General features: G+C 40.9%; 14 protein-coding genes. All 14 read right to left on the bottom strand.

Annotated elements, in window-relative coordinates; translation table 11 throughout:
* Position 1 precedes the first annotated feature (1 nt).
* The 14 genes from rnc to fmt all read right to left on the bottom strand — a co-directional run bounded on the left by rnc (position 2) and on the right by fmt (position 14,215).
* Positions 2–724, bottom strand: a complete 723-nt coding sequence (gene rnc, locus PRK60_RS03560) for a ribonuclease III (protein ID WP_102169436.1) — start codon at positions 722–724, stop codon at positions 2–4.
* 60 nt (positions 725–784) lie between these two features.
* The gene (gene acpP, locus PRK60_RS03555; protein WP_003717350.1) at positions 785–1,039 is read right to left on the bottom strand and encodes an acyl carrier protein; all 255 of its coding nucleotides are present in this window, start codon (positions 1,037–1,039) and stop codon (positions 785–787) included.
* Positions 1,040–1,097: 58 nt separating this feature from the next.
* The gene (gene plsX / locus PRK60_RS03550) at positions 1,098–2,105 is read right to left on the bottom strand and encodes a phosphate acyltransferase PlsX (protein WP_273646333.1); all 1,008 of its coding nucleotides are present in this window, start codon (positions 2,103–2,105) and stop codon (positions 1,098–1,100) included.
* Positions 2,106–2,118: 13 nt separating this feature from the next.
* A complete protein-coding gene (gene recG / locus PRK60_RS03545) occupies positions 2,119–4,155 on the bottom strand; it encodes an ATP-dependent DNA helicase RecG (protein WP_102169434.1) in 2,037 nt (678 codons plus the stop codon).
* Positions 4,156–4,233: 78 nt separating this feature from the next.
* Positions 4,234–5,940, bottom strand: a complete 1,707-nt coding sequence (locus PRK60_RS03540) for a DAK2 domain-containing protein (protein WP_102169433.1) — start codon at positions 5,938–5,940, stop codon at positions 4,234–4,236.
* Positions 5,941–5,965: 25 nt separating this feature from the next.
* Positions 5,966–6,328 (bottom strand): Asp23/Gls24 family envelope stress response protein, encoded by a 363-nt coding sequence (locus PRK60_RS03535; RefSeq protein ID WP_102169432.1) that lies wholly within the window; start codon positions 6,326–6,328, stop codon positions 5,966–5,968.
* A gap of 206 nt (positions 6,329–6,534) precedes the next feature.
* Positions 6,535–6,720, bottom strand: coding sequence for a 50S ribosomal protein L28 (rpmB, locus tag PRK60_RS03530; protein ID WP_003713527.1), 186 nt, complete (start codon positions 6,718–6,720; stop codon positions 6,535–6,537).
* A gap of 130 nt (positions 6,721–6,850) precedes the next feature.
* A complete protein-coding gene (locus PRK60_RS03525; RefSeq protein WP_102169431.1) occupies positions 6,851–7,507 on the bottom strand; it encodes a thiamine diphosphokinase in 657 nt (218 codons plus the stop codon).
* A gap of 186 nt (positions 7,508–7,693) precedes the next feature.
* Positions 7,694–8,347 carry a ribulose-phosphate 3-epimerase gene (rpe, locus tag PRK60_RS03520; RefSeq protein WP_273646332.1) on the bottom strand — a complete coding sequence of 218 codons (654 nt, stop codon included), beginning with the start codon at positions 8,345–8,347 and terminating at the stop codon, positions 7,694–7,696.
* A gap of 12 nt (positions 8,348–8,359) precedes the next feature.
* Positions 8,360–9,244 carry a ribosome small subunit-dependent GTPase A gene (rsgA, locus tag PRK60_RS03515; protein WP_148444666.1) on the bottom strand — a complete coding sequence of 295 codons (885 nt, stop codon included), beginning with the start codon at positions 9,242–9,244 and terminating at the stop codon, positions 8,360–8,362.
* An 11-nt stretch (positions 9,245–9,255) separates the two neighbouring features.
* Positions 9,256–11,157, bottom strand: coding sequence for a Stk1 family PASTA domain-containing Ser/Thr kinase (pknB, locus tag PRK60_RS03510; RefSeq protein ID WP_102169429.1), 1,902 nt, complete (start codon positions 11,155–11,157; stop codon positions 9,256–9,258).
* A 3-nt stretch (positions 11,158–11,160) separates the two neighbouring features.
* On the bottom strand, positions 11,161–11,901 hold the full coding sequence (locus tag PRK60_RS03505) for a Stp1/IreP family PP2C-type Ser/Thr phosphatase (RefSeq protein ID WP_102169428.1): 741 nt from the start codon (positions 11,899–11,901) through the stop codon (positions 11,161–11,163).
* Positions 11,902–11,919: 18 nt separating this feature from the next.
* Positions 11,920–13,272, bottom strand: a complete 1,353-nt coding sequence (gene rsmB, locus PRK60_RS03500; RefSeq protein ID WP_392391051.1) for a 16S rRNA (cytosine(967)-C(5))-methyltransferase RsmB — start codon at positions 13,270–13,272, stop codon at positions 11,920–11,922.
* Positions 13,262–14,215 carry a methionyl-tRNA formyltransferase gene (gene fmt, locus PRK60_RS03495; protein WP_102169426.1) on the bottom strand — a complete coding sequence of 318 codons (954 nt, stop codon included), beginning with the start codon at positions 14,213–14,215 and terminating at the stop codon, positions 13,262–13,264. The genes rsmB and fmt overlap by 11 nt, the downstream gene beginning before the upstream one ends.
* Positions 14,216–14,217: the final 2 nt, after the last annotated feature.

The raw sequence follows: 14,217 nt of genomic DNA, 5'->3' as shown, positions 1-14,217 counted from the left end.
CCTACTTACCTTCTTGACGGAGTTTATTAAGTGCTTGACTTGCTGCTTGCATTTCAGCGTGTTTCTTAGAGGAACCTGTTCCCTCACCGATTACCTCTCCATCAGCTGAAACGTTTACCTTAAATTCTGGATCATTTTCCGTTCCCGATTCCTGAAGAAGATGGTATTCAATGTCAACATCACCATCGCGCTGTAAAAATTCCTGAAGACTTGTTTTGGCATCAACAGCATGGTCAAACCAACCCAGATCAAGTTTAGGAAAAATCACTCGTTGGACAAACTTTTCAACGGCAGGCCGCCCTTGATCAAGGTAAAGTGCACCGATAAACGATTCAAAAATATCACAGAGTAACCCTGGACGTTGACGAGCACCAGCCATCTCTTCACCGTGACCCAAACGAATATATTGATCGAAATGACACTCTTTTGCAAATTTAGAAAAACTGTCTTCACAAACCATTGCGGCACGTAAACGAGTCAATTTCCCCTGGGGTAATTCTGGAAAACGCTTATAGATGTATTCGGAAACAATTAATTCCAACACAGCATCGCCAAGAAACTCAATCCGTTCATAAAATTTAAGCCCTTGATGTGGGTGCTCATTTACGTATGAAGCCTGAGTAAATGCTTCCGCAAGCAAATCGGGATTGGTAAAATGAATATCAAATTCCTTGGCCAGGTAGTCTTGTAAATTCTTAATAGTAAAAACTTCCTTTCTTTTCATTAAAGATGTGAAAAAAGCCGCGATAAAGTACAAGCCTTCATCGCGGACCTCAAAGAATTATTAATCAGCGGTATGTTCGGCAATGTAGTCAACTACTTCACCAATCGTACTTAACTTTTCAGCATCTTCATCATCAATTTCTTCACCAAACGTATCCTCAAGCTCAAGGACAAATTCAACAAAGTCAATTGAATCAGCGTCTAAATCTGTTTTTAAATTTAATTCATCGGTAATTTTTGCCCGATCAACATCAAAATGATCAGCCACGATTTCTGAAACCTTATTAAAGATTTCCTGCTTTTTATCTTCAGCCATTGACTGTTACCTCTCTTTATTAGTTCGCTACTATTTTAGGCGTTTTTTGTCTTCTTGTCTACTCATTGTTTTGGTTAAAAAATTTAACGGTTTCATCAATGACACCAGTTTTTAGCATTGTCCGAATCTGACTAATGGTATTTTTAACGGCTGTCGCGTCTGATGAGCCATGTGTTTTAACTACGGGAGCTTTTAAGCCCAGAAGAACGGCGCCACCATAAGTTGAAGCACTCATCTTCTGCCCAATCTGATGAAAGACTGGTTTCAACATTAGATAACCTAACTTAGCGCGGATACCACCATTTAGGATTCCATCCTTAATCAATGTCATCATCATTTTAGCGGTTCCTTCAGTTGCTTTCAATGCGGCATTAGCTGTCCAGCCATCACTAACAACGACATCAGCCTTACCAAATAAGAGATCACCAGATTCAACATTACCGATAAAGTTAAGTTCATCTTCTGCATTAAGCAGTTGCCAAACATCCTTATGGAGCTGATCACCCTTATCCTCTTCAGCACCATTATTAAGCAGTGCAATCCGCGAGTTAGCAACCCCAAGAACTTTTTCTGCATAAAATTTACCAAGGTAAGCAAACTGAACAAGATTCTTTTCTTTGCTTTCAGCGTTAGCACCGGTATCAAGGTAAACAAAATTTTGACGTTTAGATCCTGGTTTAGCAATGGGAAGGATACTTGTTAGTCCTGGCCGATCGATTCCATGAATTCGTCCAACAATAAAGATTCCTGCGGCCAGAACTGCTCCCGTATTACCAGCAGAAAAGAATGCATCTGCATCCCCTTCCTTAACAGCTTTGGCAGCCCGAACAATTGATGAATCTTTTTTCTTGCGAATCGCCCGGACTGGCTCTTCACCCATCGAGATTTCTTCAGTAGTTTCAACGATCTTCAAACGATCTTGATTTGTAATCACGGCTTTAATTTTATCCGGATTACCATAGAGATCAAAGGTCAAGTCAGGATACAAGTCCCGAGCTTCTTCGACCCCTTCAATAATTGCTTTAGGGGCATTATCACCGCCCATTGCATCTACAGCAATTTTCATTATATTAACCCTCCTAGTCAAAGTGTGTTTCAAGTTGGTTTCGTTTTAAGTAGAGAACTAGTGGCTGATTATCATCTACCTCATCCCAATGAGGAGTTGCTAATAGGTTAGTGGCATCTTCCTTAGCAATTTGTAAAATCTTCAAATCACCAATTGGATCACCAACCTTAAAATCAGGAAGTCCTGATTGCTTTGCTCCAAGGACATCTCCTGCTCCACGAAGTTCAAGATCTCGTTGGGCAACCTTAAAGCCATCAGTAGTTGCGACCATTGTTTTCATTCGTGCTGTTCCTTCATCTGTTTTTGGATCAGCAATTAATAAACAATAACTTTGCCGTTCACCTCGCCCTACTCTACCACGTAATTGGTGTAATTGAGCAAGGCCAAAACGATCAGCATTGTAGATAATCATCACGGTTGCATTAGGGTTATCAACACCGACTTCAACAACCGTTGTTGAAACAAGAACCTGGATTTTACCGTCTTGAAAGTCTTTCATTACTGCATCCTTCTCGTTCCCATTTAGACGACCATGTAAAAGGCCAACCTTATAATCCGGCTGAAAGTAATTAGCCAATCGTTCATAAAGATCAGTTGCATTCTGGACATCCAATGCTTCTGATTCTTCAATTAACGGACTAACAACATAAGCTTGTGCCCCGCTAGCCAATTGCTGACGAAGGAACTTTAACGCGTCATTGCTCTGCTTATCCTTTAACCAACGTGTTTCGATTGGTTTCCGTCCTGCTGGTAACTCATCAATTACTGACACATCCATTTCACCATATGAGGTAATTGCTAATGTCCGTGGAATTGGCGTTGCCGTCATGGCAAGAACGTCTGGATGTTCGCCCTTTTCTCGTAATTGTTGACGTTGGTTAACACCGAACCGATGCTGTTCATCGGTAATTACCAAGCCAAGGTTAGCATACTCTACGTCCGCTTGAATTAATGCATGCGTTCCAATTATTAAATTGATATCGCCCTTTTTTATTGCACTAACTAGTTCACGATGCTGTTTAGCAGTTAGCGAACCAGTAAGCAGCCCAACATGAACATGAGTATCCGCAAAAACTTTAGCTAATTTTTCCGCATGTTGGGTTGCCAAAATTTCAGTAGGCGCCATTAGGGCTGCTTGATAACCTGCGCTGATTGTCGCGTAAATGGCAATTGCAGCAACAATCGTCTTCCCAGAACCGACATCCCCCTGAAGAAGGCGATTCATCTGAATTGGTTGCCGCAAATCACGACAGATTTCATTGACGACCTTCTTTTGCGCATTGGTAAGTTCAAACGGGAGCCGAGAAATAAATTCTTTTAACTCGTCATTATGGTACAAGATTCGTGTGCCATCTTCTTGACGGTGTGCTCGTCTGATCGCTTGGAGACGCAATTGAAATAAGAAGAACTCCTCATATGCCGCGGTTCGTCGTGCAGCTTTAGCAACCATTTGACTTTCTGGGAAGTGGAGATCCTTAATCATTTCTCGCCGATCTAACAAGCGATATTTTTGGCGAAGAAAAGTGGGAAGTAATGTTGGGATAACCCGCTGATAATCTTCATACGCTTGACGGATTAACGATCTCAAGGTACTTTGCCGAAGATGCTTATTTGTCGGATAGATAGCACCAAATTCATTCTCTGGGGTTCCCGTTGTCGTTAATAGTTTAGTCCCGGTTACTTGTTGACGACTAGCATCCCACTTTCCCATTACGGTTACCTGGCGATCTAGCTCCACTTGCTTTTTTAAGTATGGTTGATTAAAGAACGTGGCCATGACCACTTGCTGACCAACCTGCAACCGAAAGCTCAGCCGATTTCGACGGTAACCAAACCGGCTAAATAAGGGTTCTGAAACAATCTTTCCCTTAATAGTTACCCGTTGCTTATCCTTAACCGCACTTAAATCGTTCGGTGTAAAATCATCATACCTTGTCGGGTAGTATGTTAGCAAATCTTCAATCGTATCGATATTCAAAGTTGCTAAATCAGCCACCCGTTTAGGACCAACTCCTTTTAACACCGAAACTGGATCCTGAAGACTTTTCATCATCCTCCCTCCCCACTGTAAAAAGAGTTGGATGGACATCAGTTGACTGGTGTTCTGCATCCAACTCCTTAATTTAAATTATTCGACAGAAATCAAATATGGATATACCGGTTGGCCACCTTCATAGATTTCGGTTTCCAATTCATCATCCATTTCTTCAACAGCAGCCTTAATTTCTTCAGCTGTCTTTTTATCGCCGTCTTGTCCATACAGAATTGTGACAATTTCACTGTCTTCATCAAGCATCTTTTTAACCATCTTGATAGCAGCTTCCTTGAGGTCTGGATCGGTATCAACAATCTTTCCGTCAACAATTCCCATAAAGTCATCTTTCTTAATCGTTTGACCATCAATTTCTGTATCCCGAATGGCATTAGTAACCTCACCGCTCTTAACTGCGGAGAGATTAGCTTCCATATTCGATTGATTATCTTCTAACGATGCTTCTGGATTATATTCAAGAAGTGCAGTCATTGCTTGAGGAATCGTCTTACTATGAACCACGGTAGCTGGAATATCTGTAATGTCAGCGGCCTGTTCTGCTGCCATAAAGATATTGCCGTTATTTGGCAAAACAATTGCTTGCTTGGCACCACTATTATTAATTGCATCCGCAATATCTTGAATGCTTGGGTTCATCGTTTGTCCACCCTTAATAATATGGGTTACGCCAAGACTCTTTAACAGTTTAGCAATTCCATCACCAGACGTAACCGCAATTACAGCAGTTTCTGGCTTAGGCTTAGCTGCTTCACGGGCTTTGTCAATTGGTGTTTCTGAGCGTTCCGCTTCTTCTTCGTCGTGTTCCATAATCTCTTCTTGTTGCCAAACCATGTTATGAATTTCAATGGTTTGAAGATCACCGAATTGCTGACCCCATGATAAAACTTCGCCAGGATGTTCAGTATGAACATGGACCCGAACAACAGAATCATCGTTTAAGACAAGAAGACTGTCACCCATTTTGGCAAGGTAATTGTAGAAGGTGTCATAATCGAACTTTTGCTTAACCTGTTTCCCCTTACCAATTCGCACAAGCATTTGCGTACAATAAGTATATTGAATATCTTCTGGATTTAATTTCCCCTGGACGCTTTGGTGATCCATTGCTTTAACCATTTCATCAACTTCAGCGTTGTCAGGCTTGTAGCTATCGTCCTTATCAACCTTACCACTCAAGGCTTCATCAAAAGCCTGAAGAACAAAAACAAGCCCTTGACCACCAGAGTCAACAACCCCGACCTGCTTAAGAACAGGCAATAATTCAGGGGTTTTCTTAAGAGCAACTGTTGATGCCTCATAAATTGTATGCATAATTTCGACGATATCGTCGGTCTGCTTGGCCTTTTCTAATCCCGCTTGTGCTGATTCACGGACAACAGTTAAAATTGTTCCTTCAGTTGGCTTCATAACAGCCTTATATGCAACCTTAGCACCATTGGCATAAGCTTCAGCAAAATCATGGGCGTCAAGAACTGCTTTCCCTTCTGCTCCCTTAGCAAAACCGCGGAAGATTTGTGAAAGAATCACTCCGGAGTTTCCACGGGCACCCATTAAAAGTCCCTTAGCTAAGGCCCCAGCCAAATCGCCAACCTTAGTACTATTTGCGTTGCGTTCGTACTTGGCACCACTAGCCATTGAAGATGTCATGTTTGTCCCCGTATCACCGTCAGGAACAGGGAAAACATTCAGTGAATTGATAAATTCAGCGTTTTTGCTCAGCTTACTAGCAGCAGCTTGAACCATTTTGCCAAATTCAAGATTCGTAATTTCAGTTACAGCCAATTATCTTTCCTCCTAGTAACGCAAATTAATCATCAAGTGAGCGAACACCTTGAACACAAACATTAACCGAGTTTGCTGTAATGCCAAGCATCGATTCAAGGTTGTACTTTACCTTTGATTGAACACTCTTTGAAACTTCCGAGATCTTAGTACCATAACCGACGATGATGTTCACATCAATGGCAACACCGTTATCTTGCTGACGAACAACAACCCCGCGACTAAAGTTTTCACGACGCAGGATTTGGTTAACACCATCGCGAAGTGGATTCCGTGATGCCATTCCAACCACACCATAGTTATCAGTAGCAGCGCCACCAACAACTGCTGAAATTACGTCATTGTTGATATCGATCATTCCAGATTGTGTTTTAATTTTAACCGCCATCATATGGCCTCCTTATATTGGTCAATCAATGCTCTATCATATAAAACGAGTATTGTTTAGCAATCATACTGTTAAAAACTCATATTAATAATACCATAGCAGACGAAATGAAAAAAGTCGTCTACTAATAATAGTTAATGGCATATACTATTTTTAAAATAAAAAATAAGTCGCTCATCACTGAACGACCATATTTTCTGATTTAATTAAACCCGAGTCACTTTACCGGACTTCAGTGTACGTGCTGAAACGTAAACCTTCTTAGGCTTGCCGTTAACCAAAATGGTTACCTTTTGCAAGTTAGGCTTCCAGCTACGACGACTTGAGTTAAGGGCGTGAGAACGCTTATTACCAAAGCGTGTCCGTTTACCGTTGATAAAATCTTTAGCCATTGGTGGTACCCTCCTCTTCTCATCTATGTTTTTTCGTTTTTACGCATCTGCGCTATAACTCACTTAAACAATTTACCATAGGCTGAGTAACAATGCAACAGTTTTCTTTCAAGTAATTTTCCTTGACAGGCTACTTAATTATTAAGTCACGTGACTTAATCACAGCCACAATCCCTGATTGGAAGCTAAAATGGTTTACTTTCCCATTAAACTCATTGCTTGACCAACAGAAAGGAGTAGATGAATTCCAGTTAGTTAGCGGGTATTTTTCATCAACCAATGTTAATCCAGTTACTGGCGTTAAATTGACAAAAGCAAGGTACTTAAAACCCGTCTCAGCCTTAATCTCATATTCTCCCGGAAAATAGTAATCAACAATATTCTGCTTATCTATAAATTGGATTTTTTCTAAATAACCTTTGAATTCCTTTTCTAATGGCAAAAAGAGGTTGCTCAAATATTGATCTAGCCGTCCGCCAGTTGCACCAAAAATCGTAATTTGATCCGGATTGTAAAGTTCGATTGCGCTTTTCATACCAAGTTGCGTATCAGTATAGTCTTTTACAGGAGGGAAAAGGTGAATATCATTAATTGCCTTTTTCACCCGATTAAATTGTTGATCATTTGTTGAATCAAAGTCACCCACAGCAACTGCTGGTGTTATTCCTTCATTTAGCAAACGGGTCGCGCCAATATCGACCCCGACCCATTTTTCATTTTGCCGTGCGTGAACTTCTGATAGTGGAATTAATGAGTCAGGTCCACCCACCATAATATTTACCCGCATTAATTTCTCCTTAATAAAGAAAAGGGACTGTGACATAAGTACTTTTACCAAGTTCAAATACGAACAGCGCGGTACGCAAATGGGTTCCAGTGTCCAGTATAACCGAACTCTGGAACCCTATTTGCGCTCGCGGGGGCGTGAAAACGAAGTCATAAATGACTTCTGTCACGCTCCCTTTTCTACTAATTATTTAGCTGCATCCCTTAACGCCTGAATCCGCTTAGCAGGATCATCAACGTTGTATACATATGAGCCAGCAACGGCAACAGTTGCTCCAGCTTTATAGCAGTCTACAACAGTTTGATTGTTAACACCGCCATCAACTTCGATGTCAAAGTCATATCCCTTATTCTTCTTAATTTGGTTAAGCTGAGCAATCTTTTCTACAGTTTCAGGAAGAAACTTTTGACCACCAAAGCCAGGGTTAACGGTCATCACTAATACTTGGTCAACCATGTGAAGAACTGGTTCAATCATGGCAACTGGTGTACCAGGATTAATAACTACTTCTGCCTTTACACCACCATTTTTTATAATTTGGAGTGCCCGGTGGATGTGTTGAGTAGCCTCAACTTGAACACCAATGATATCAGCACCAGCATCAATAAATGCAGGTAAAATGTGTTCAGGATTTTGAACCATCAAATGGCAATCAAGAACCATCTTCGTAATTGGACGAATTGCCTTTACAAATCCTGGCCCATAAGAAATACTTGGTACGAATGAACCATCCATCACATCAATGTGAAGATATTCGGCACCCGCCTTATCTACTTTTTCAATATCCCGTTGCAGGTTAACGTAATCAGCACTGAGAATCGAAGGTGCTACTTTAATCATTTTATCAATCCCTCATTTCTTATTCTTACTATAATCTGGTTTTTGGTTAGCAATTAGGTTATGAAATTGAACATAATCATCATACCGACTTTTCATGATTATACCATTTTTTACCGCATCTTTAACCGCACATTGAGGTTCTTTTAGGTGAAGACATCCCCGAAATTTACAATTAGCCGCTAACTCTTTCATTTCCGGGAAGAAATTTGGTAATTCTTCAACGGTCATGTCAAAAGTTTCATACGATGAAAAGCCAGGAGTGTCTGCAATCCAAGCACCAGCAACATTCAACAGACTAACCTTTCGCGTTGTGTGTCGTCCACGCTTTAATGCCGTTGAAATTTCACCAGTTGCTAAGCCTAGTCCCGGTGCAAGATGGTTTAAGAGTGTTGATTTCCCTGCACCTGTCTGTCCCATCATTGTAACGATTTGGCCCTTTAAAAGTTCTTTTAATTGATGCAGCTGATCTTCAGCAAATGCTTCCCGGTCAAAGAAGACCTGGTAGCCAATTTTTCGATAACCAGCAACGATCTCAGCCAGTTTTGCATACTCGTCATCACTAAGAAGATCAGTTTTTGAAAAGTAAATCACTGGAATAATTTTTTGTGCTTCGAGAGCAATCAGTTGCCGATCTAACAGATTAGTCGAAAACGTTGGCTTCTTAGCTGCCGTTACAACAACAGCAATATCAACATTAGCCACTGGCGGACGAACTAATTCGTTTTTTCGTGGTAAAACACGAAGAAGATAGCCATTCTCGAATTCAACCCGGTCACCAACAATTGGTTTAATTTTCCGAGCACGAAAATTCCCCCGTGCTCTTGTCCGGTGGATTTCACCGTCAGCCAAAATATCATAAAAGCCACTTAAAGATTGTTGTATTATTCCCTGTTTCACCTTTATCCTCCTTAAGCGGTAATGTTAGTTGCACTCATAATTGTTCGCCCGTTCCGCACAACCCGGTAAGCACCCATTTCACCTTGTCGAAGGGTAAATGGAACATTGATTGTCGTTTCCTGGTTAATTGTAATATCTTGATACTGCATAGTTAAATTATGCTGAGCATCCTTAATATAAACCTGAACACGGTTTTCTCGTTGACCGCCATTACCATCAAACGGGATATTGATCTGGATATTAGTAGTCTTGGTTTCATTTCCCGAATTTGCAACGGTCACTGTTAACGTATCATCACGGCTTAAAGTCGAACCAGCCTTTGGTGTCTGTGCAATTACGTGGTTCGTTGCAACCGTCTTGGATGTTTTTTCTTGGGTTGTTAACTGCAAGTGGTGTTCATTAGCAAATTTTTGGGCAACACTAACATCCTGGTTCTTAAAGTCAGGAATTTTAATCTGCGTCTTGCCTGCACTGACTTTAAAACGAATAGTATGGGATGCTGTAGCAACGGTCTTCCCCTTTGCGTAATTTTGTTTCATGATTTGCCCAGGATCAACTGTCTCCGAATGAACTTTGACTTGTTCAACACGAAATCCCTTAGCACGAAGATTACTTGCGACTTCACTGTAATCAGAACCAACATAATCAGCCATTGTCATCTGTTTAATACCCTGGCTAACCTTGAGATTAACATAGCTGTTAACCCGTGTCTTGTCACTGCCATTTGGCAAGCTACTAACTACATGATTCTTAGGAATACTTGAATTATATACCCGTGTAATGTTGCCAACCCGCAGATTATGCTTATGTAATGTTTGTTCCGCCTTTACTGCACTTTGTCCATCAACATCAGGCATCACTACACTTCGACCAAAAAACCACCAACCGCCAGAACCAGCCAAAATTAAAGCTACTATTGCAATTCCCGCCCAAATATATTTTTTATAGCGGTGCCAAATAGCTTCTTGCTTCTTTTGTGGCTGTTTTTTGGTATCTTGTTGTGGTTGCTTTTCATGGTGATTTGGTAATTCAATCACCTTAGTTTCACCGTCATCATCAGCATTAAATTCTAGTCGTGGTTCATGCTTTCTTGCCGGATCTAGGGACGTTCTCAAGTCTGCCGCCATCGCTGCTGCTGATTTGTAACGATCACTCGGATCCTTAGCAGTCGCTTTGATAACAACATTTTCTAATGACTGAGGGATTTCCCTATTAAAATCACGAACTGACGGGATGTTTTCCTTAAAATGCTTTAGGGCGATTGAGACAGCTGTTTCACCCTCAAATGGCACCTTCCCAGTTAATAATTCATAAAGAATAATCCCTAAAGAATAGATATCAGATTGCTTGGTTGCAATACTCCCCCGTGCCTGTTCAGGAGAAAGATAGTGAACGGAACCCATCAACGTATTCGTTTGGGTTAATGAGTCCTGATACGCAGCAACTGCTATTCCAAAATCAGTGATCTTAATGTTTTTATTTTTATCAATTAAAATATTTTGTGGTTTTAAATCACGGTGAATAATCCCATGATCATGAGCAGTTTGAACAGCAGATAAAACTTGTTCCATAATGTCGACTACTTGTGGTAGCGGTATTGGGAAATTTTTCTTAATATAAGCTTTTAGGTCCGTTCCCTCAACATACTGCATTACCATAAATTGCATTCCATGATCCTCACCAATATCATAGACACCAACAATGTGAGGATCATTTAATTGTGTCGCCGCCATCGCTTCTCGTTCAAAACGCCGTTGAGTATTTGGGTCATCACGTAAATCTAAGCGAAGAAGCTTAACCGAAACTTTACGATCAAGCACTTCATCATATGCTAAATAAACATTCGCCATTCCGCCTTCACCAAGCGTGCGAATAATCCTGTATCGTTTACCGATCTTATATCCAGGATTCATTTACTACCCCTCCTGGTCTTCTGCTAACCCAATCAGGACAGTGATATTATCAGGCCCACCAGCCTCGTTTGCCATTTTTACTAATTGCGAGCACTTCTCTGTTAATGAAAGATTTGATTCGAGTACCCTCATCATCTGTTCTCGGGTAATCATTTTTGATAAACCGTCAGAACACAGCAAAATTTGGTCACCAGCACCCAAGTCAAAGCGATTAACTTCAATTCTAGCATCAGCTGATACACCAATAGCACGAGTAATAATATTATTTTGTGGATAATTACGAGCTTCTTCTTCTGTAATGTCACCATGCTTGACCAGCTCATTAACTAATGAATGGTCGATTGTTACCTGCGTCAACAAGTCATCATGGAGAACATATCCCCGACTATCACCGATATTAGCAACTACCATTGCCTGATCAAAAATAATTGCGGCAACCAATGTAGTGCCCATCCCCTGATATTTTGGGTTTTCTTTTGATTTTTGTAAGATTTCGTCATTGATTAATTGGACCTCACGTGCGAACCACCGGATTGCTTCCAATGATGAGTTTGGTGAGGCCACTTGGAATTGACGACCAAGATGATCAACAGTAATTTGGGCAGCAACATCGCCACTTCTACCACCGCCGATTCCATCGGCAACGACCACCAAAAGAGTTCCATCAGGGGCAGTGAATTTGGCTACCCGATCCTGATTTTCCTTTCTTTGATGACCAATATCTGTTTGATAAGCAACTTTCATAAATAATGCTTTTCCCTTCTACAGATTTCGCTTAAGGCAACTAATAAAGAAGCCATCGGAACCGTAATCACTCGGCAGAATTGTTAAAGTTGCCGAATCTCGATCGTCCTTAAGAGCACGTTTTGTTACTGTTCGCTCCAGGGTAAAGTCTGGATGCGCTTGAAGAAATTCTTGAACGGTGTGTTCGTTTTCTTCAGTTAAAATTGTGCACGTGCTAAAAATAATTATACCGCCTTTTTTCACTTTTGGAGCAACAGCATTTAAAATTGCTAATTGAATTTGATGTAATTGCTGGCTGTCATGAGCAGTTTTAGTATAACGAATTTCTGGCTTACGCCGTAATAAACCAATTCCACTACATGGAGCATCAACTAAAATTCGATCGAATTCTTCATCGGCAAATTTGTCATTAACTTTCCGGGCATCAAGTGCTAACGGCTTAATAACGCTTTCTACTCCCATTCGTTGAGCATTTCTCTCAATTAGGCGAACTTTGTGTTGGTGAATGTCTAGAGCAACAACTTGACCACCCTGAGCAGATGAGAGCTGTTCAGCAATTTGAACCGTTTTGCCACCTGGTGCTGCACATGCATCAAGCACCTTAAATTGTGGATGAAGATCCATACTTTCAACTGCTAACATGGCACTTTCATCCTGAATCGTGATAATCCCATCCTTTAACAACGGGGAGTTAACAACATTTCCTGAAGTTACAACTAATGCATTAGCCGCAACCTGACTTTCAGCCGTTTCAATCCCTTCATCTAGTAATTGCTGCTTTACTGTTTCCAAATTACTCTTTTTAGTATTAACGCGAATAGAAACATGGGCAGGTTCATTAATTGCTTGCAAGATTTTTTCCGTTGTCTGTTCGCCATTTTCTTCAATAAATTTTTCAACTAACCATTGTGGAACACTTGCTTCAATTGATAATCGTTTTGCAACTGGCTTAATTGACGCAAGATCTGGAACTCCTTTTCGTAATGCAGAATGAAGGACTCCCGTAACAAACTTCCTAATCCCCGGATTTCCACGATGTTTAGCAATTTTAATCGTTTCATCAGTAATCGCCCAATCGGGAACCCGATCTAAATAATTATATTGATAAAGAGCTGTTAATAGGAGCGTTTCAACCCACGGATCCAACCGTTTACCTGGTGTCAAGGACTTTAGCCAATATTCTAAAGTAAGCTGGTGCTGGAGCGTTCCGTAAACAATTGTCGTTACCAGCCGCCGATCTGCAGGGCTTAAGTCATGTCGACGAAGTGTTTCGTCTACTTGAAGATTTGAATATGCCTTTGTTTTCCGAACTCGCTCTAAAGAAGTAAAAGCTAATTCCCGCGCATTTTGTGGGGTGAATTTAGTCATCAGTTACCACTTGCATCCCTTCCTTAATGTTTTGGTGACCATTTAAGTAAGCCGTAATATTCATCTTTTGTTTACCGGCAGGCTTCAACTCATTAATTTGATATGTAGTCCCCTTACCAGCAGCAATAACCAGATGGTGTTTGTCGACCCGAACAACCTTTCCTGGCTCCAACTCAGTTTTTTCAGCCAATGGTGTCACGTCATAAATTTTAGTTCGAAGGCCATCAATCTTCATGTTGCCAATTGGTGCAGGACGCAACCCACGAACCTTATCATCAATTTGCGATGCTGACATTGTATAGTCAATTTTCTCTTGTTCACTTGAAATATTTGGTGAGAAAGTTACCTTTTCCGGATCTTGTTTTTGTGGTTTAACATTTCCACTAATCAAGTCAGGTAGCGTATCTAACAAGAGATCCCGACCAAGGATACTCAACTTCTTAAACATTGTTCCGTTATCATCATCAGGTTCAATTGGAATTGCTCGCTGAGAAATCATATCACCAGCATCCATTTTCTTAACCATATACATAATTGTAACCCCAGTTTCCCGATCACCATTGATAATCGAATATTGAACTGGTGCACCGCCACGATACTTCGGCAGTAGTGAGCCATGGACGTTAATTGCAGCGATCTGCGCGGCATCGAGTAGCTTCGTCGGTAAGAACTGACCATAAGCAGCAGTAATTAGCAAATCAGGATGCAGTTCAATAATCTCTGTCATCTCTTGACTACCACTAAGCTTAGCTGGTTGTAAAACCTTAATTTGGTTTTCTACCGCAAGCTTTTTCACTGGGGATGGGGTTAAAACATGTTTACGGCCAACACGGTGGTCAGGTTGGGTTAAAACAGCTTTAACATCATATTCAGGCGCGTCAATAAGGCTTTGAAGAATTGGAACTGCAAATTCAGGGGTTCCCATAAATACGATTGATGTTGACATAA

Source organism: Limosilactobacillus portuensis, assembly GCF_028607025.1.
Taxonomy (GTDB): Bacteria; Bacillota; Bacilli; order Lactobacillales; family Lactobacillaceae; genus Limosilactobacillus; species Limosilactobacillus portuensis.
This window is presented reverse-complemented; position numbering and strand designations above follow the sequence as displayed.

What these genes read in the sequence shown, in the direction of transcription:
- rnc (WP_102169436.1), bottom strand. Translation starts at nt 724, where the DNA reads ATGAAAAGAAAGGAAGTTTTTACTATTAAGAATTTACAAGACTACCTG.
- PRK60_RS03525 (WP_102169431.1), bottom strand. Translation starts at nt 7,507, where the DNA reads ATGCGGGTAAATATTATGGTGGGTGGACCTGACTCATTAATTCCACTA.
- plsX (WP_273646333.1), bottom strand. Translation starts at nt 2,105, where the DNA reads ATGAAAATTGCTGTAGATGCAATGGGCGGTGATAATGCCCCTAAAGCA.
- recG (WP_102169434.1), bottom strand. Translation starts at nt 4,155, where the DNA reads ATGAAAAGTCTTCAGGATCCAGTTTCGGTGTTAAAAGGAGTTGGTCCT.
- PRK60_RS03535 (WP_102169432.1), bottom strand. Translation starts at nt 6,328, where the DNA reads ATGGCGGTTAAAATTAAAACACAATCTGGAATGATCGATATCAACAAT.
- PRK60_RS03505 (WP_102169428.1), bottom strand. Translation starts at nt 11,901, where the DNA reads ATGAAAGTTGCTTATCAAACAGATATTGGTCATCAAAGAAAGGAAAAT.
- rpe (WP_273646332.1), bottom strand. Translation starts at nt 8,347, where the DNA reads ATGATTAAAGTAGCACCTTCGATTCTCAGTGCTGATTACGTTAACCTG.
- pknB (WP_102169429.1), bottom strand. Translation starts at nt 11,157, where the DNA reads ATGAATCCTGGATATAAGATCGGTAAACGATACAGGATTATTCGCACG.
- acpP (WP_003717350.1), bottom strand. Translation starts at nt 1,039, where the DNA reads ATGGCTGAAGATAAAAAGCAGGAAATCTTTAATAAGGTTTCAGAAATC.
- fmt (WP_102169426.1), bottom strand. Translation starts at nt 14,215, where the DNA reads ATGTCAACATCAATCGTATTTATGGGAACCCCTGAATTTGCAGTTCCA.
- rpmB (WP_003713527.1), bottom strand. Translation starts at nt 6,720, where the DNA reads ATGGCTAAAGATTTTATCAACGGTAAACGGACACGCTTTGGTAATAAG.